Here is a 16,405-nt window from a genome sequence, read left to right as displayed (position 1 = left end):
CAATGAACTGCCGGATGGGATCGATGATGAAGAAAATTCTTATGATGCTTGTTTGGGGGTGTTCGGCTTTAACGCTGACACACGCCGATGCGTCGAAACTCAATGATGTCCTTGACATTAAAACATTACGTGTTTGCACCACCGGCGATTATAAACCTTATAGCTTTTTGAAAACGGATGGTACTTACGAAGGCATCGACATTTCCATGGCGTATTCTTTGGCCAAATCGCTTGGTGCCGAGGTAGAATTTGTGCAAACAAGCTGGAAAACGCTGATGGCAGATTTTCTTGACGATAAATGTGATATTGCAATGGGCGGAATTTCCATTTCGCTTGCCCGCCAACAACAGGTTTATATGTCGGAACCACTTGATGTGGATGGCAAAATTCCGTTTGTACGTTGTGAAGACGCTAAAAAATATAATACATTGGATGCCCTTAACCGCAAGAATGTTCGTGCGATCGAACCCGCCGGCGGAACCAATGAGGCGTTTGTCAGAAAATATATGCCGAATGCCAAACTCGAGCTTTTTCATGACAATACAACGATTTTTAAAAATCTCGTCGATAAAAAAGCCGATGTCATGATTACCGATGCATCCGAAGCTCTTTATCAAAAACGTCACTATCCGACATTATGCGCCGTCAATCCGGAAAAACCTTTGGAGTTTTTCGAGAAGGGCTACATGCTTCCGAAGGGCGATATCAGTTGGAAACTTTATGTCGATCAATGGCTGCATTTGATGCAGAAAAATGGCGAATATAATGCAATTTCCGCCCATTGGCTGAAAGCGGATGATGTAAAACATCATGATAAAAAACATGCTCTAACTAAACATAGCCACTAATTTTAACGCACTGGAATGGAATTAGTGAAACCGCCAAAAAACGATACTCCGTTGTTTTGCCAAACAGGTTCATATCATTTGGCGCGTTTTAAAAAATCTGTCAATAAATCAAGTAAGTTAACCGGTTTCAGATGCTACAAACGAGTGGGTTTTAAATAGCTTTAAAATTTCAGAAAACGGAAGCATTTCATGGCTTCCGTTTCTTGAACTTTAGTTTATGGGCAAAATACATTTCTGCCTTTTATAGGTATTGTTTCAGCCCACAATTTTTTTGGCTGGGAATAATAAAAATACGCGTGTTTCATTGCTCGCACGGTCAACCACAGCATTATCGGCAACTTTCGCTCCAACACGCAAGCAATAGCGCAGCATGGGCGGAAGCGAAGAAAATGCTTCATCGGGCTTGATTGCCTCTTCAGGCATAATATCCATGGTCACACCATGGGCAGCACGCAAATGAAGCCCGGATTGTGAGCGGCAAAAATGATAGAGATAGGAAAGTTCCAAAGCATGCGCTGCCGGATAGCGGCTGTTGAATGCCAGACTTCCAATGACATAATCGACATTCTGGAGCTGGCAGAAGTGCGAAATCGCCTGCCATAAAAGGCCTTGGGCACGATGTGCCTTCGATTTGTCAAAGCATTCAAAAGGAGCGATTGTCAAAATCACCGGCGCAGTCTGGTCGCCTTCGACTTCGAAACTGTCACCGAGACTCGTCCCGTCAAGATTTTGATTGGCACCTAGAACATTTGTAAGTGTCATGTGGCAACTTGCAACAGGATTTTGCGGGTGCGCTTTATCACTGACAGTCATCACCCATTCGTCACGATCATTCGTCACATTTTTTTGGGCTGATGCCGGAACCGTTTGTTCAAGGTCACCAGAGACTTTCCGCAGACGGGCTTCCAAAGAACCGAATGTCGCAAGTAAGAGGGAATCGCTCATATCGCAACTTTCATTATCCGGTGTTTTCAGAACTGTCCTTGCACAAGCTGTCATTTCAATGCTCCTTATTGAAGCGCTGTTGATTTAAAATCAATCAACATCATGTTCTGTTGTCGATTTAGAACTTTCTTGGTGCATGACAATGACGGGAAAGTGATTTTTTCAAGGCAATTCACAATCCGCCCGAAATAGGATTAATAATTGGTAAATATAGACTTTTTTCTATGTTTATAAGAGCTTGAAACGGGTTAGCCGGTTAAGAACAGCAATTTTATTTCTGTCAAAAAAATGGCAAATGCAGATGTTGGAGAGCGGATGTATCAAAAATGGATATGATTTTTATCCTTTTTAACCGTTAATGGGTAAAGGCTGATGATAACCGAAACAGCTTCGTCGTAAATTTTTTTGGAAAGACGGGGCTGATTAATTTGAAAAAAGACAGGTTTATCGAAAAGGACATTTTTCAACAAGCTTTAGGAAAAAGTAGCGCATCCGTTTCGAATTATTTTTGTTTTGGCGGAAGTGTCGGCAGATTAAAGACGCTGATAATATCGTTTTGGTAGAGAATTGCTATTTGAAGTGTAAACGAGAGAGCGGATGATTTTGGTAAAACGCGCGAGCCAAAGTGTTTTTTGGCTTTAAGAAAATGCAAATGAAAAGCGGCTGACGGGGGTTATGGATTTTTGAGCCTATAAACGGGCAAGCAGCGAGCCTGATTGCGAAGTTGAAAATTCTAGTCTGCTTTTCGCTTTTCCCTTTTCCAGTGCAGCAATTCATCCAGTACGATCAGGACAGCGCCGACTGTTATAAAACTATCAGCAAGGTTAAAAATGGCAAACGAGAAAACATCGTCGATATGGAAAGAAATGTAATCGATGACATAGTGAAACCGTATGCGGTCAATGAGATTGCCGATGGCACCACCGATCACCAGCAGGAAGCCAAATCGCGACAGTGATTTTTCAGGACCGGCGTTTTTCCATAACCAGATAACGAAGCAGATGATGCAAAATGTCAATGCAATCAGCCCCCAATCGGAGACTGATGACAACATGGAAAAAGCAATTCCGGGGTTGCGGGCGTGATAAAGTGAAAGAAACGGCAAAAGGTCTATTTCTTCCCCGACTTCCAATGTATTGACCACCCAATATTTGATCAATTGGTCAAGACCAACTGTGATAACAAGTCCCGCTAAAAGTGTGACGAGGGATTTTGCCTTCATGAACGAGCCTCGCGCGGATCAAGTGTCAAGTTATGACGGCGGATTTCATAAAGCATGACACCGGTTGCCACAGCAAGATTGAGTGAATCAGCGCGTCCCGCTTGCGGGATACGGGCAAGTTGATCGCAACTATCGGCAAGATTATCCGGAAGGCCTTGTTGCTCGTTGCCCATAAAAAGAATGATAGGTCCCTTTTTATAGTCGATTGTGCGGTAATCAACGGAACCTTTTAAGTGTGTACCGATGATTTGACCATGAAACCTCAAGCGCCATTTTAAAAACTCGTCAGCACTCATTTTAAAAAGCGGAAGGGCAAAAATCGATCCCATGGTTGCGCGTACCGTTTCAAGTGAATAGGGGTCGGTTGTATCGCCAACGAGGATAAGTCCTTTTGCCCCGACTGCATCGGCTGTACGAATAATGGTCCCGAGATTGCCGGGGTCACGAATGCGGTCGAGTGCAACATAGACATCCTCTCCCTTGGCGTTGAAGGTCGCCATGTCACGCCAGCGTTGTTCGAAAACACCAACCACCATTTGCGGATTGTCGCGCCGTGTTACCGATTCCATAACTTTCTGGTTTGCTTCGATGATGAGGCCACCAGCGGCTTTTGTACGGGCTGCGGTTTTCTCAATGAGCGGGTTACCTAGCCCCGCCTTGGAAAACAAAAGTGTGCGTATTGTCCAGCCGAGATCAAGAGCATCAATAATAAGCTTCAACCCTTCGGCCATGAAAACGCCTTCACGATCACGATTTTTTTTAAGCGACAAGGATTTCATATCCTTGATAATCGGATTGGCAAGCGAGGTAATTTCTTTAACCTGACCGTGTTGTCTTTGTGTTGTCATATTAAAAAATCCAGCGGCTAAAAAGAGAGGTTGAAAGCGCCCTTTTTGCCTTTTCTTCACGCAAAATAAGTTCACCCGATTCGATAAGACCGCCAAGACCGGTAAATTCGTCACGCATCAATTCATGGATTGCAAAAAATGAGGCACGAATAGAATAGGCAGTCAATATCACGGCAATCGGATTGTCAGATAATATGGCACGGCATCCTTTGACCATTTCGGGCAATTGATCAAAAAGTTGCCACACCTCGCCATGGGGCCCGCGCCCGTAAGCCGGCGGATCAAGTAAAATAATATCATAATGTTTGCCGCGTCGCCCTTCGCGTTCGACAAATTTCATCGCATCATCACAGATCCAGCGAATGGGGCGATCTGTCAAATGTGCAACTTCCTGATTTTCTTTGGCCCATAAAATAGCTTTTTTGGATGCGTCGACATGGGTGACCTCGGCTCCTGCTCTTGCCGCAATAAGCGAGGCAAGACCGGTATAGCCGAAAAGGTTCAACACCCTGACCGGACGGTTTGCTTTTTTAATAAGTTCTTCCATAAAACGCCAATGGGCATCCTGCTCGGGAAAGACCCCGACATGACGAAATGAGGTAAAGCGGCCGAGAAATGACATTCCATCCCATGTCAATGGCCATGTTTCGCCAAGTGGCTGTTTTGGAAAATTCCAGCGCCCCATGCCTTCTTCATCGGTATTTCCGGTAAAAATCGCATCAACATCCTGCCAATCTTTTTCACTTAATGCCGGCTGCCATAAAGCTTGTCCTTCAGGGCGAATAATGCGCAAATTTCCGTAACGCTCGAGTTTCAGGCCATTACCGCTGTCAATCAATGCGTAATTCTCGCTTGCTGCAGTCTCAAGAATGACCGGCAGTTTTTCTTCTGGTCTTTTTCCTGACGGGCGCGGTAAAAAGCGGCTTTTCACTCCCGCTGTGTTTCCACTCTTGTTGTCGTGTGCGACCTCTTTGGCTGATTGCACCGCAATGTCCGGTGTGTGCGCTTTATAAAATTTTCCTGAATTATTGGCGCGCACAGTTTTCCGTCTTTCAGGCTTATCTCCTGTTTCGAGGGCCTTTTTCGGACTATAGGGAGCGCCTTTGCGCGATGTTTTTAATCCGCGTTTTTTTTCTTTTGGGTGTTGTGCTTTCACAATCGGGCGTTTTCCAATAAATTTCAGGATGTTTTTTGCTTATAAAACATCTTTTTCAAAAAGGTATATTTTTCTTGCACGTTCTAAAACCGGTTTCGGCTAATGAACAACGCATTCCACTATCAAAACGAATAAAGATTCCGGCAAAATAATCGTTTTTCATTTTGCTTATGCGGTTTAGTGGGAATTGGACGGTAAGCTGATAGTCCCGTTTTTATTGTCGCAAATATTCGAAAACAATCGATAACGATCACCCAAAAAAGCGAGCAAAAAACAATAAAATATTTGCATAAAATTATTGATAAGCCAAACGCTTATAATCCTGGTCATTCTGTTCAAGGGCGCTGGTTACAATTTTAAAAAAATTGTTGAATACAAAAAGCAGATGAATGAAAAAATTCTACTTTGCCCGACTGGGCTTAAGATTCAGGAATGGTCAACGACTGTAAGATCTGTTTTAGTCAAATCCGGTTTTTTAGACATATCCATTTTAAGCCCTTGCAGTTCGGTTTGCGTGTCTTTCAGGGCTTTGCGGAAGCGATGTTGGGTAAACCAGACTGTTATTCCGCCGATAATAATACCGATTGCAAGTGCAAGAAAAAGCCAGACAAACAACGGAGCGTGATAAACAAGACTGGTGTCCGTTGTGTCAAAAGGATTGAGGCTTAAAGCAACGCTCGCCCGATTGGCGATGATAAAAGCAATCAGGATGATGCCAACCGGGATCAGTATTATCAAACTAGCAATCTGTTTCAGATTCATGATTTCACTCGTTGTTCAAGCGGTCACGCAATTCTTTACCTGTTTTAAAAAACGGAACCCATTTTTCTTCAACCGAAACCGTTTCTCCTGTACGAGGATTGCGACCGGAGCGCGCTGGCCGGTTTTTAACCGAAAAAGCCCCGAATCCGCGCAATTCTACGCGATTTCCCTCAGCCAGAGCTGTGGATATTTCATCAAATACAGCGCTGACAATATTTTCAATATCCCTTTGGAAAAGATGAGGGTTACGGTTAGCGATAATTTGCACAAGTTCCGATTTAATCAAAACAACCTCCAATTTTGATCGGCTTGGTGACAATGACCCGTTACAAAATCAAGGCTCATAACGATTCGTTGATTTTATAATCCCATGTCTGACAGGCATTTCGAATTCCGTTTCAAAAATTCTGCCAGTTGTCCTTTGCCATTCACTATAATATTCAATTGCTGTGATAGTTTATTGTCTGTCTATTGCATTTCGTCAACGCTGTTTGATCAAAAAATTATTCAAGACCGTTAAAAACCGTTGAAAAAAAAGCGTTTTTGCCTGTTTTGTTCAGATTTACACGTTTTGTTGTCGTTCTATTTAATAACAAGGTCGTTTAATGAAAAGTTGAATGGCTGGTACAATTGCTCTAAATATTGAACTGGTATATGGGAACTTCGTCTAGGCGATTGTTTTTTTCAAACTCAAAAGATTGTTAGGGGCAGAATGGACGACAGTTCAGAAATATTTTCACCGAGCTATAAATCTGATGCTGTTTTTGATGCTGCACGTCGTCATTCAGTGCGCGTCCATATATTGAAGTTTCTGCTGCCGGTGGCAGCCATTGTTATCGCACTGATTTTTTCCTGGTTTACGTTTTTTGCTACACCAAGCACGAGTGATCTTGTCGTTCTGAATGGCGATCAGGGCAGTGGCGGACAATTGACAATGACTGACCCGAAGCTTGAAGGTTATACATCGGCCAATAAGCCCTATTCTTTGAAAGCCAATAAAGCCATTCAGGACCCGCATCACCCCGGTATGATCGAATTACAACAGATTGCCGCAACTCTTCCCTTGGGGCTGCGCGGGGAAGCGGCGGTCAATGCGGTGGGCGCATTTTATGATAATGTCAACGGGCGACTGCAATTCGACAAACCCTTTGAGGTTAAAACAAATGATGGAATGGTGGCAAAACTCGAAACTGCCGATGTCAACTTGTCAACCAGCCAGTTGAGCACAGATCAACCGGTTGATATTCGTCGTGGCGGGCAACATTTGAAGGCAAACGGTTTACAAATACGTGATAATGGACAAGTGTTGTTTTTTAATCGTGGTGTCAGTCTTGTCATTGACAACGCAAATGCGCAATAAGGAACGAAAGACCCTTGCCTTTTGAAATGAGCAGTGTCGCGTTTATTTGAGGATTGTAAAATGAAGCCTTTAAAGCAGTATTTTTCTAACCTTGGTGCAGTGATGGCAACAGGATTGGCTTTCATGAGCCTCGGGCAAACGCCTTCATTGGCTCAACAGACGAATTTCGGTGTCAATCTTTCCGGCGGAAAAGAGCCGGTGGAGCTCAACGCTGATAATCTCGAAATGCGTGACAAAGACGGCGTTGCAATTTTTACCGGTAACGTTTCGGTTGTTCAGGGCGACCGGATTTTGCGGACATCGAAATTGATAGTCCATTACGCCAAGGCACCTGAAGACGCCAATAAAGACAAGTCCGATGCATCAAGCAACACTTCGTCCGATCAGGCAAAAGGGGATGCTGCCACCAAAACAGCAGGTGCCGGTGGTCTCGGTTCGACGGGTGTTGAAAAAATGGAAGCATCCGGCAAAGTCTATATCAAAACGGCAACACAGGTTGCGACCGGTGATGAAGGTGTTTTTGACGGCAAATCGAAGCTGATGGTTCTGACAGGAAAACGCGTCATTTTGGCAGATGGTGATAATGTGGCGACCGGTTGTAAATTGACTGCCCACATGGATACAGGCAAAGCTTTTCTCGAAAGCTGTAAATCGGCGGGTCAAAATGGTCGGGTATCGATCATTATGAATCGCAACGAACAAAACGGAAAATGAGCGTTTTATGTCACAAAGTGATTCGCAAATGGCTTTTGAAGAAATAGCCTATGAAGATGGTTCGGGTAAAAGCCTCAAAGAACGCCTCAAAGGGACACTCGTTGCTCGCGATCTGACAAAAACCTATCGGGGGCGCAAAGTTGTCAAAGGTGTTTCTTTTGGCGTGCGCGCCGGAGAAATTGTCGGCATTCTTGGCCCCAATGGAGCGGGTAAGACAACATGTTTCTATATGGTCACAGGACTTGTCGAAGTTGATGGCGGCAGCATTGAAATTGATGGTTTTGATGTGACCGACATGCCGATGTACCGGCGTTCACGTTTGGGCATTGGCTATCTGCCTCAGGAAGCTTCCATTTTCCGCGGGCTTTCGGTGGAAGACAATATCAAGGCGGTTTTGGAAGTCGTCGAAAAAGACCGCAAAAAGCGTGCCGAAGAACTTGATGCGCTTCTTGATGAGTTCAAGATTGCGCATTTGCGCAAGAGTCCTTCTCTCGCTCTTTCCGGTGGTGAAAGACGGCGTCTGGAAATTGCCCGTGCACTCGCTTCTCGCCCGAACTTCATGCTGCTTGATGAACCTTTTGCCGGTATTGACCCGATTGCGATTGCCGACATCCAACAATTGGTGCGGCACCTTAAAAGTCGCGGCATTGGTGTTCTTGTGACCGACCACAATGTGCGTGAAACATTGGGGCTTGTTGACCGTGCCTATATCATCCACGATGGTCAGGTTTTAACCCACGGCCAACCGGACGATATTGTTACCAATGCGGATGTCCGCAGACTTTATCTCGGCGATCAGTTTTCTCTCTGATTTTTCAATATTTATGTGAAATAGGCAAGATGTTGGCGCCGGACGTATCAAGGCGTCTACTGTTGCTTGATCTTCGTGTTTTCTAGACAACGTCGGATAATTAACAGCCTTAGTGGACTCGGCTTGTCCATGTTTTTATTCATCATGAATGGGGTTTTGATAACTTACTTCCGATGTTGGTAGTATCGAATAGCCGTGCTTCATAGTTAGCACGCTTGAAAGATACAGGTGCGAGTGTCGAATATAAATTGCATAAAAATATATAGAATATATTTATAGTTTTGAAATTTTAATTAAAATTATAACAAAAATATAATATAAATAATTTTTATTCTATAAAATAAAAATAATAAAGGTTATTAAACAAAATTTGTATTAATTTACTTATATATAAAATTCTTAAAATATTTTCTTGTATAAGTATAATTTTTGTTCTTTTTGGCGTTTTTCCCTGCGTGTCGCAACAAGTGAGAAAGGGGACAATGAGGGTTGAAAGGGTGATTTACTGCGCTCAAGCGTTTTTATTACAATCCATGTATCAAGCAGCTTTTAACAAAAACGTGTTCATACGGAATAATGTCGAGGCATTTATTGCAGACGACAACTAAATTCGATAACCGGTAAGATACAAAAATTGTTGAAAATGAAAGCAAGGATTGAAGCTTTCGACTTTTTATCATTTTTTTATTGACAAGCAAGGATCATACCAGTTTCGGTAGGGAATAGATTTTTTTAAAATATCACGTCGAAGTTTCAAACTTCGGTTGGTTGTGTGTGATGTTCATTGGCCGTTTCGCGAGGGGTCCATCGGGGAGGAATTAAGGTTATGGCGCTATCACCGTCATTCAAGCTACGTCAATCACAATCTCTGGTGATGACGCCCCAGCTGATGCAATCAATCAAACTTCTCCAGATGACTGCAAGTGAACTTGAGCAATTTATTGAAGAGGCGCTGGAAAAAAATCCGTTACTTGAACGATCGGATGCAGACGATTGTGAGGGAGACACGGATCTCCATGCCGAAAGCGGACAAGAGACTGGAAAATTCGATTTAAGTGAACAAATTCCGGAAGAAAAAGCCGCCAACGATCAGGATACATTTGAAACATTTGATTCCGAAACGCTTTCCAACATGTTTGACGGCGCCGATGAGGCTGTTTCTTTGCATAACCAAACGACTGATAGAAGTTCGGGAAGAGACTATTCATCCGACTTTATAGGCATGGACAATTGGGACAAACCGGCGACAAAAGCTTTGGCAATTGGAGATGTCAACTTTTTTGAAACGATTGCAGATAAAACAAATCTACAGGATTTCGTTAGCGAGCAGATTGCCTTTGCCTTCAAACATAAAAATGAACACGATATTGCCTGTTATCTCGCTTGTGATCTTGATGAAGCGGGATATTTTACCGGTTCTGTCCAAAAAGTGGCGGAAGAATTTTCAGTGCCTGAAGCACTGGTTTTAAAAGTTCTGAAACACCTTCAACAATTCGATCCCCCGGGAATATTTGCGACCTCGCTTTGTGAATGCCTTTTATTGCAGCTTGAACGAAAAAACCGCCTTGATCCGGCAATCAGCGTTATTCTTGAAAATCTTCCGCTTTTGGCAAAACGTGATTTTACAATGCTTTCAAGGCTTTCCGGTCTTGATGAAAGTGAGGTTGTTGATATCTTGAAAGAAATTCGCAGTCTCGATCCCAAACCGGGAACGGCCTATAGCACATCAATGGCGGTTCCTGTTGCGCCCGATGTGATTGTTTCTGTGGATCAGAATGGCGAATTTGTTGTCGAGCTTAACCGCGCTTTAATGCCGAAGCTTGTGATTGATCGGGATTATGCAGTCAAAATAGGTAAAGGCGATATCGGTCGCAGTTTTATTAGCGATTGTGTTCAAAATGCAAATTGGCTGATCAAGGCGCTTGATCAGCGGGAACGCACGCTTATCACGGTAAGCGCAGAAATTGTTCGCCACCAGCAAGAATTTTTGCGTCGTGGCATTGCAGCTCTCAAACCCCTGACACTAGCGATGGTTGCCGAAGCGGTTCACATGCATGAATCAACCATAAGTCGCGTAACCGCAAATAAATATATCGCAACGCCTCGTGGTATTTTTGAAATGCGCAGTTTCTTTTCGGCGGCATTGCAATCAACAAATGGCGGCGAGCAATATGCGGCAGATGCGGTCAAGCAACGTATCCGTGACCTGATTGATGGCGAAAATGCAGATGACATTCTCTCCGATGATACACTTGTTCAGTTGCTCAAAAAAGAAAATATAGATATCGCACGTCGTACAGTGGCAAAATATAGAGAAGTAATGAATATTTCCTCATCAGTGACACGACGCAGAGAAAAGAAAGCAAAACTTGCAACAACTATAGATTGATTTAAGTCAATTGACTTATTGTTGATAACTGAATAGAAGCCCCTTTGAAAACGTGGTTTTTCCGTCATTTCGAGAAAAGGGCGTGCTTTGAGTTGCTTCCTCTTGAAGATGTCGTTAAACTGCAAAAATCACGAATTATGAACGAGGTTTATAATGAGCTTGCGCATTTCGGGAAAGCACATGGATATCGGTGACGCTTTCCGTACGCGGATTGAGGACCGGATCAACGATGCGATTTCAAAATATTTTGCCGGTGGTGTGACCGGACATGTTACCGTTGTAAAATCCGGTTCGCGTTTTTCGGCGGAATGCGTATTGCATCTAAGCTCTGGTGCAGTGTTGCAGACAACCGGTCAGGCACAGGATCCGCAAGGTGCTTTCGATGCCGCAGCAGAACGATTGGAAACGCGCCTTCGTCGTTATAAACGGCGTTTGAAATCACGCAGCAACAAGCAAAATGACAATGCGACTTTTGCCGAATATGCTTATCATATTATGGAACCGGTGCCGGATGAAGATGAAGGCTTGCCGGAAGACTACGCACCGACGATCGTTGCCGAAACGTCGATGGCTTTGCGCGATATGTCTGTCGCCAATGCAGTTGTAGAACTTGATTTGATGGATAATCCGGTTCTGGTATTCCGCAATGCTGCTGATGGTAAAATCAATATTGTTTACCGGCGGGCTGACGGAAATATCGGTTGGATTGACCCGTCATCCATTACCAATAAAGCTTGAATGAGGAATTCCCTTTTCTTCGACTTTCATAAAGTTTGATGTTAAGGGGAATGCTCCACGCCCTTTAATGCTCCGGACTTGGCCCTCAGGCTCGGGAAAGAATTGGGGATGGAAAAAAGGAAACCACATGGATCTCAGTGATTTGATAGCACCGGACGCAGTTATTCCCGCCCTCAAAGCAAACTCGAAAAAGCAGGTTTTGCAAATCATGGCGGATAAGGTCGCGTCTTTGACCGGTCTTGACGAGCGCACAGTACTAGATACGATTCTTCAGCGAGAAAAACTTGGTTCGACCGGTGTGGGAAACGGTATAGCTATCCCTCACGGCAAACTAGCCAATGTTGATCATATTATCGGGGTTTTTGCCCGTCTTGAAACGCCGGTTGATTTTGAAGCGCTTGATGACGAACCGGTCGATCTGGTTTTTTTGCTGCTGGCACCTGAAAGCGCCGGTGCCGACCATTTGAAAGCTCTATCCCGAATTGCCCGCGTTTTGCGCGACAATGATATGGTTCAAAAATTGCGCAACACCCATGATGCGGCAGCCATCCATACTTTTCTTACGCAGCATCCGGCGGCTTCGAACGCTGCATAATCTATCTTACTTGTGCCCGCATGAGGTTGAAATGCGGGTATTCTATTCCTGTCACTTCAACCGGTTTTCGCCGGTTATCTTGAGTTGACCGGCGGGGATACGGCTGATAGGCTTTCTGTCGTCGGATTTTCATTCAGTTGTTCGGCGTTTTTCAATAGCAGGATAAAATAATGACCTCTTTGGCTCATCAGAATGATGATCGGTTTCGCGAGCCGGGTATAGCCGCACCACTTACCTTCCTCATTATGTTTGTTATTTTCATCTATGGTGCATTGCTGGTTGGTCTGCTCGGGATCTCGAACTGGATTATTCATGCATGGAATTTGACATTTTTTATTGATCTCGGAAAATTTGGTGTATTTCTTCTGGCCATTATTATACCGGTTTTGTGGGCAGTTATTGTGGGCATCTGTGCCAGCATTCCCTATTATATTTTGCGCGCGCGCGGGCACTATCTTATGGCGTCGAAAGTCGCAACGATTATTGTTCTTGCAATGTTTCATATCTTTGCTTTGCCTTGGATTCTTTGGCCAATGGTGCGTCGCGGTTCGCCAAAATTACGTCGTAAGCGCATTGAAAAACTGCGCCAGATGGTGAGAGATGGAAAGATGAAAGACCGGCTGGCCGAACGCCATCAGCGTCTGGTGGCTCGCGGATACCAATTTTCATGAACCGGTTTTAAGGCTTTTGGCAGGTCTTACGGTTTTTGGCTAGCTCCAAATAACAGGGCTCAAAAGAGACGATAGAAAACGGCATTCTGAAACGGCGACACGATCAGATATGCTTCAATTCTATAAGAATGGGAAATAGCTTTTATCAGCTTTGTAGACTGGAACATAGGGGCATGACAAAGCATCATGTCGAGTGATCTTTAGGCTAAAATAGTTCAAGCTTGGAAAAGTATATCGGGTGCGCTTTAAAAAAAGATTTGCTAATCGATAAAATAAAAACCGGCGATATAAACGAGTAAAATTCAGCCTAAAAAAACCGGGTTTGCATGTTTTGCAAAGCCCGGTCGAACGGCGTAGTCGCGAAGCCTAGTTGTTTTTGAGGCTTGCCAATGAGCGGCGATTATAGCGACGCGGTGTGATACACCAGTAAACACCGCCAGAAACCAGAGAAGCTATAAGATTGATGACAGTTTCACCAAATGAAAGAGCCATTCCGCTCAGCCATAGAGAGATGAAATAAAGAATGGCGGCTACGAGGGCTGACAATAAATAATAGTGCATTTTGTAGAAATGGCGGTGTTCGCCATAGATAATTGCCAAAATGAAGACAACACCCACAATGAGGAAATGGGGCGGAACTGCGTAGAGAGGATTGTTTGGCGATAACAGATCGTGCAACGTTATATCATGCTCGAGTAAAAGAACCGTCAAGCCGATTTGTACAATCATGAATGCAGCTTCGGCAAAGATACAGCCGACTAAAATCCATGTAATGTGAAATGCTGTAATACTTTTCATGTCACTTCCTATTCGAGCCACCATTTTCAGTCGCCATGTCCGGCAATCATCATGGCTTCAAGTTTTAACCGTTCCGATTTTCTTAAACGTTCCGATTGTGATTTAAGTTGCCCGCAAGCGGCAAGAATATCGCGCCCGCGCGGTGTCCTTATCGGTGAAGCATAACCGGCCTGATTAATCAAATCGGCAAACCGTTCGATTTGTTCCCAATCGGAGCACTGGTAATTGCTTCCCGGCCAGGGATTGAAAGGGATAAGGTTGATTTTTGCCGGTATGCCTTTCAGAAGTTTGATCAGACCTCTGGCATCATCAAGGCTGTCATTGACATCCTTGAGCATGACATATTCGAAGGTTATCCGTTTTGCATTTGATAGTCCCGGATAAGCACGACAGGCATCAAGCAATTCGGCCAACGGATATTTTTTATTGATAGGAACCAGTATATCGCGCAATTCGTCGCGAACTGCATGAAGCGATATAGCAAGCATCACGCCGATTTCTTCACCGGTTTTGAAAATTCCCGGTACGACACCGGATGTCGACAATGTGATGCGACGTTTTGAAAGCGATAGCCCTTCACCATCCGAAGCAATAAGCAGTGCCTTTTTCACGGCCTCGAAATTATAAAGCGGTTCTCCCATTCCCATCATGACGATGTTGGTAATTTTGCGCCCCTCTGCCGGTACAATGGCACCGTCCGGTGTGTCCTTATCCGGAAAATCTCCGAGCCGGTCGCGGGCTATCAGCAATTGGCCAAGAATTTCTTCGGCTGTGAGGTTACGAACCAGTTTTTGAGTGCCCGTATGACAGAATGAACATGTGAGAGTGCATCCCACTTGCGAGGACATGCACAAAGTACCGCGGCCCTCTTCGGGAATGTAAACCATTTCGACTTCAACAGGTTTTCCGGCACCACGGGCGGGAAAGCGCAACAGCCATTTACGCGTGCCGTCGCGGGAAATCTGTTCTTCGACAATTTCCGGACGGGCAATGGAAAAATGCTTTTTCATTTTTTCACGCATGTCTTTGGAAATATTGAACATGTCATCAAAATTGGAAACACCGCGTACATATAGCCAATGCCAAAGCTGGCTCACGCGCATGCGTGTCTGACGTTCCGGTACGCCTATCTCCTGTAACGCGCTTGCCATTTCAGCGCGCGACAAGCCAATAAGGGATGCTTTTGTTTCATCCATTCTGGCAGGGCGCAAAAGCGAAGTCGCGCCAATAGGTCTAAGATCGTAGGATACGCTCATAGTTTCCAAAGCTCTGAATAAAGTTCTGTCTTGGCGGATTTAGCATAAAAGCAAGCCAACGTCACCACACTTATGCGCCATAAAACAAGCACTGCGCCATGACAATATCATGATGCAGTGCCTGAAACTGGTGAAAACTATAAAATTTATGTTATTTGCATTTCTGTGCAGCGTTGAGAGCTGCGGTAATTCCCTTCAGGGAATAGGTGTAACTTGTATTTGTTCCACGCTGGGAAACAGCTTTGACAGAAAGGTTGGAACCGTTTTTCATGGCTGCAACGAGCTGGCTTTCTGTGGCCGGTGAAGCCGCCCAGGCAGATGAATCCTTGGTGAAAAATTCAAAATTCTTGCCGTCGACGGAAACCGTGACTTTGTCCTTCAGGGCATAGCCTGCCATGAATTGCGGCTCATAAGTAACAGGATTGCCTGCGCGTTTGCTGACGAGGAAATAGTTGTCGCCATGGTTGACCGATTTGGGTTCCGCAGTGATTGGCGCGGAAAGCACGTAACATACTGTGTTGTTTCCGGATTTATAGGAATAGGCGCCCCATGCATCAAATTGGTTGATGCGTGTCGGAGTTTGTGCCGAAGCAGTTCCGGCAACAGCCATAATCATGACAGACGCAGCAACAAAAGTTTTTCCAAACATCGTATACTCAGCTCACTTTTTATTTTCGATTGGCAAAGCCATGTGGCTTCAAACCGGCGATTTTTTAAAAACCGGCATATCATTCTCACAATATACCGAAAGTTGTTACATGCAATTTTGACTAGTTTATGGTTACCAAAAGGTGAAGTTTTGTTCAAAAATTACAATTTCGCCCAAAAAAACTATTTTTCGGGTGTTTCAATCGGGGTTTTTTCCAATGCTTTGCGGGCTGCCTGATAATGCGCGTCGGTGATGTGGGAACGCACTGCCGAAATCGCGATTGTTAAAACAGCGATATCATCCGAGAAGCCGATAACGGCCAACATATCGGGAATGAGATCGAAAGGCATCACGAAATAAGCGAGTGCTGCAAGAAGAATGCCGCGTACACGTGTTGGTGTTTTAGGGTCGAATGCGCAATAATAACTGGCAACGATATCTTCCATAAAAGGAATGTGGCCAGCTGCTTTGCGAACTGTTTTCCAGAAAGCCGCACGTACTTTTGCCGCACGACTCTTTTGTGTCTTTTCTGATTCGGGCTTCAAAATTTTGTCGATTGTCGTTTTATCCATCTTAAAATCCCATCAGGAAAAATGTTCTTAAAGCACGCTTCATTAACAATGATAGAAGTAGGAAGTGCGTA

Annotated in this window: 18 protein-coding genes; 8 read left to right on the top strand and 10 right to left on the bottom strand. The window is 44.4% G+C overall.

Going from position 1 to position 16,405, the window contains the following annotated elements:
- Nucleotides 1-23: 23 nt before the first annotated feature.
- Nucleotides 24-848 (top strand): transporter substrate-binding domain-containing protein, encoded by an 825-nt coding sequence (locus tag H3V12_RS08245; RefSeq protein WP_246787528.1) that lies wholly within the window; start codon nt 24-26, stop codon nt 846-848.
- A 255-nt stretch (nt 849-1,103) separates the two neighbouring features.
- Here H3V12_RS08245 and H3V12_RS08240 read toward each other — a convergent pair whose 3' ends face one another.
- The 6 genes from H3V12_RS08240 to H3V12_RS08215 form a co-directional block, all read right to left on the bottom strand.
- Complete coding sequence (locus H3V12_RS08240; protein WP_198214281.1) at nt 1,104-1,847, bottom strand: hypothetical protein; 744 nt, start codon at nt 1,845-1,847, stop codon at nt 1,104-1,106.
- Nucleotides 1,848-2,526: 679 nt separating this feature from the next.
- Nucleotides 2,527-3,015 carry a signal peptidase II gene (lspA, locus tag H3V12_RS08235; RefSeq protein ID WP_198214280.1) on the bottom strand — a complete coding sequence of 163 codons (489 nt, stop codon included), beginning with the start codon at nt 3,013-3,015 and terminating at the stop codon, nt 2,527-2,529.
- Entirely contained in the window at nt 3,012-3,863 is an 852-nt protein-coding gene (locus H3V12_RS08230) for an RNA methyltransferase (protein WP_198214279.1), read from the bottom strand. Before H3V12_RS08230 ends, lspA begins: the two co-directional genes overlap by 4 nt.
- A 1-nt stretch (nt 3,864) precedes the next feature.
- Nucleotides 3,865-4,794, bottom strand: a complete 930-nt coding sequence (locus tag H3V12_RS08225) for an RsmD family RNA methyltransferase (RefSeq protein ID WP_198214358.1) — start codon at nt 4,792-4,794, stop codon at nt 3,865-3,867.
- Between the two features lie 651 nt (nt 4,795-5,445).
- Nucleotides 5,446-5,757, bottom strand: coding sequence for a lipopolysaccharide assembly protein LapA domain-containing protein (locus H3V12_RS08220; protein ID WP_225867775.1), 312 nt, complete (start codon nt 5,755-5,757; stop codon nt 5,446-5,448).
- A 28-nt stretch (nt 5,758-5,785) separates the two neighbouring features.
- Nucleotides 5,786-6,067, bottom strand: a complete 282-nt coding sequence (locus H3V12_RS08215; RefSeq protein ID WP_075869929.1) for an integration host factor subunit beta — start codon at nt 6,065-6,067, stop codon at nt 5,786-5,788.
- Nucleotides 6,068-6,493: 426 nt separating this feature from the next.
- Here H3V12_RS08215 and lptC point away from each other — a divergent pair, with 426 nt between their 5' ends.
- The 7 genes from lptC (at nt 6,494) to H3V12_RS08180 (ending at nt 13,059) form a co-directional block, all read left to right on the top strand.
- Nucleotides 6,494-7,141, top strand: a complete 648-nt coding sequence (lptC, locus tag H3V12_RS08210; RefSeq protein WP_198214277.1) for an LPS export ABC transporter periplasmic protein LptC — start codon at nt 6,494-6,496, stop codon at nt 7,139-7,141.
- A 123-nt stretch (nt 7,142-7,264) separates the two neighbouring features.
- A complete protein-coding gene (locus H3V12_RS08205) occupies nt 7,265-7,855 on the top strand; it encodes an LptA/OstA family protein (protein ID WP_246787539.1) in 591 nt (196 codons plus the stop codon).
- Between the two features lie 28 nt (nt 7,856-7,883).
- Nucleotides 7,884-8,666, top strand: a complete 783-nt coding sequence (gene lptB, locus H3V12_RS08200; RefSeq protein ID WP_143238510.1) for an LPS export ABC transporter ATP-binding protein — start codon at nt 7,884-7,886, stop codon at nt 8,664-8,666.
- A gap of 826 nt (nt 8,667-9,492) precedes the next feature.
- Nucleotides 9,493-11,055, top strand: coding sequence for an RNA polymerase factor sigma-54 (gene rpoN, locus H3V12_RS08195; protein WP_198214275.1), 1,563 nt, complete (start codon nt 9,493-9,495; stop codon nt 11,053-11,055).
- Between the two features lie 153 nt (nt 11,056-11,208).
- The gene (gene raiA, locus H3V12_RS08190; RefSeq protein ID WP_075915310.1) at nt 11,209-11,793 is read left to right on the top strand and encodes a ribosome-associated translation inhibitor RaiA; all 585 of its coding nucleotides are present in this window, start codon (nt 11,209-11,211) and stop codon (nt 11,791-11,793) included.
- Between the two features lie 127 nt (nt 11,794-11,920).
- Nucleotides 11,921-12,388: a PTS IIA-like nitrogen regulatory protein PtsN gene (gene ptsN, locus H3V12_RS08185; RefSeq protein WP_198214274.1), complete on the top strand. Its 468-nt coding sequence runs from the start codon at nt 11,921-11,923 to the stop codon at nt 12,386-12,388.
- A gap of 170 nt (nt 12,389-12,558) precedes the next feature.
- Entirely contained in the window at nt 12,559-13,059 is a 501-nt protein-coding gene (locus H3V12_RS08180; protein WP_198214273.1) for a hypothetical protein, read from the top strand.
- Nucleotides 13,060-13,425: 366 nt separating this feature from the next.
- Here the strand turns inward: H3V12_RS08180 and H3V12_RS08175 are convergent, their stop codons facing one another.
- The 4 genes from H3V12_RS08175 to H3V12_RS08160 form a co-directional block, all read right to left on the bottom strand.
- The gene (locus tag H3V12_RS08175) at nt 13,426-13,857 is read right to left on the bottom strand and encodes a hypothetical protein (protein ID WP_075869592.1); all 432 of its coding nucleotides are present in this window, start codon (nt 13,855-13,857) and stop codon (nt 13,426-13,428) included.
- A gap of 26 nt (nt 13,858-13,883) precedes the next feature.
- Nucleotides 13,884-15,113: a 23S rRNA (adenine(2503)-C(2))-methyltransferase RlmN gene (gene rlmN, locus H3V12_RS08170; RefSeq protein ID WP_198214272.1), complete on the bottom strand. Its 1,230-nt coding sequence runs from the start codon at nt 15,111-15,113 to the stop codon at nt 13,884-13,886.
- Nucleotides 15,114-15,264: 151 nt separating this feature from the next.
- Nucleotides 15,265-15,762, bottom strand: a complete 498-nt coding sequence (locus H3V12_RS08165) for an invasion associated locus B family protein (protein ID WP_198214271.1) — start codon at nt 15,760-15,762, stop codon at nt 15,265-15,267.
- 182 nt (nt 15,763-15,944) lie between these two features.
- Nucleotides 15,945-16,334 (bottom strand): YkvA family protein, encoded by a 390-nt coding sequence (locus tag H3V12_RS08160; RefSeq protein ID WP_198214270.1) that lies wholly within the window; start codon nt 16,332-16,334, stop codon nt 15,945-15,947.
- Nucleotides 16,335-16,405: the final 71 nt, after the last annotated feature.

Origin of the sequence: Bartonella sp. W8167, from assembly GCF_016100335.1 — a bacterium.
GTDB lineage: Bacteria > Pseudomonadota > Alphaproteobacteria > Rhizobiales > Rhizobiaceae > Bartonella > Bartonella apis.
This window is presented reverse-complemented; position numbering and strand designations above follow the sequence as displayed.

What these genes read in the sequence shown, in the direction of transcription:
- H3V12_RS08245 (WP_246787528.1), top strand. Translation starts at nt 24, where the DNA reads ATGATGAAGAAAATTCTTATGATGCTTGTTTGGGGGTGTTCGGCTTTA.
- H3V12_RS08240 (WP_198214281.1), bottom strand. Translation starts at nt 1,847, where the DNA reads ATGACAGCTTGTGCAAGGACAGTTCTGAAAACACCGGATAATGAAAGT.
- lspA (WP_198214280.1), bottom strand. Translation starts at nt 3,015, where the DNA reads ATGAAGGCAAAATCCCTCGTCACACTTTTAGCGGGACTTGTTATCACA.
- H3V12_RS08230 (WP_198214279.1), bottom strand. Translation starts at nt 3,863, where the DNA reads ATGACAACACAAAGACAACACGGTCAGGTTAAAGAAATTACCTCGCTT.
- lptC (WP_198214277.1), top strand. Translation starts at nt 6,494, where the DNA reads ATGGACGACAGTTCAGAAATATTTTCACCGAGCTATAAATCTGATGCT.
- H3V12_RS08205 (WP_246787539.1), top strand. Translation starts at nt 7,265, where the DNA reads ATGAGCCTCGGGCAAACGCCTTCATTGGCTCAACAGACGAATTTCGGT.
- lptB (WP_143238510.1), top strand. Translation starts at nt 7,884, where the DNA reads ATGGCTTTTGAAGAAATAGCCTATGAAGATGGTTCGGGTAAAAGCCTC.
- rpoN (WP_198214275.1), top strand. Translation starts at nt 9,493, where the DNA reads ATGGCGCTATCACCGTCATTCAAGCTACGTCAATCACAATCTCTGGTG.
- raiA (WP_075915310.1), top strand. Translation starts at nt 11,209, where the DNA reads ATGAGCTTGCGCATTTCGGGAAAGCACATGGATATCGGTGACGCTTTC.
- ptsN (WP_198214274.1), top strand. Translation starts at nt 11,921, where the DNA reads ATGGATCTCAGTGATTTGATAGCACCGGACGCAGTTATTCCCGCCCTC.
- H3V12_RS08180 (WP_198214273.1), top strand. Translation starts at nt 12,559, where the DNA reads ATGACCTCTTTGGCTCATCAGAATGATGATCGGTTTCGCGAGCCGGGT.
- H3V12_RS08175 (WP_075869592.1), bottom strand. Translation starts at nt 13,857, where the DNA reads ATGAAAAGTATTACAGCATTTCACATTACATGGATTTTAGTCGGCTGT.
- rlmN (WP_198214272.1), bottom strand. Translation starts at nt 15,113, where the DNA reads ATGAGCGTATCCTACGATCTTAGACCTATTGGCGCGACTTCGCTTTTG.
- H3V12_RS08165 (WP_198214271.1), bottom strand. Translation starts at nt 15,762, where the DNA reads ATGTTTGGAAAAACTTTTGTTGCTGCGTCTGTCATGATTATGGCTGTT.
- H3V12_RS08160 (WP_198214270.1), bottom strand. Translation starts at nt 16,334, where the DNA reads ATGGATAAAACGACAATCGACAAAATTTTGAAGCCCGAATCAGAAAAG.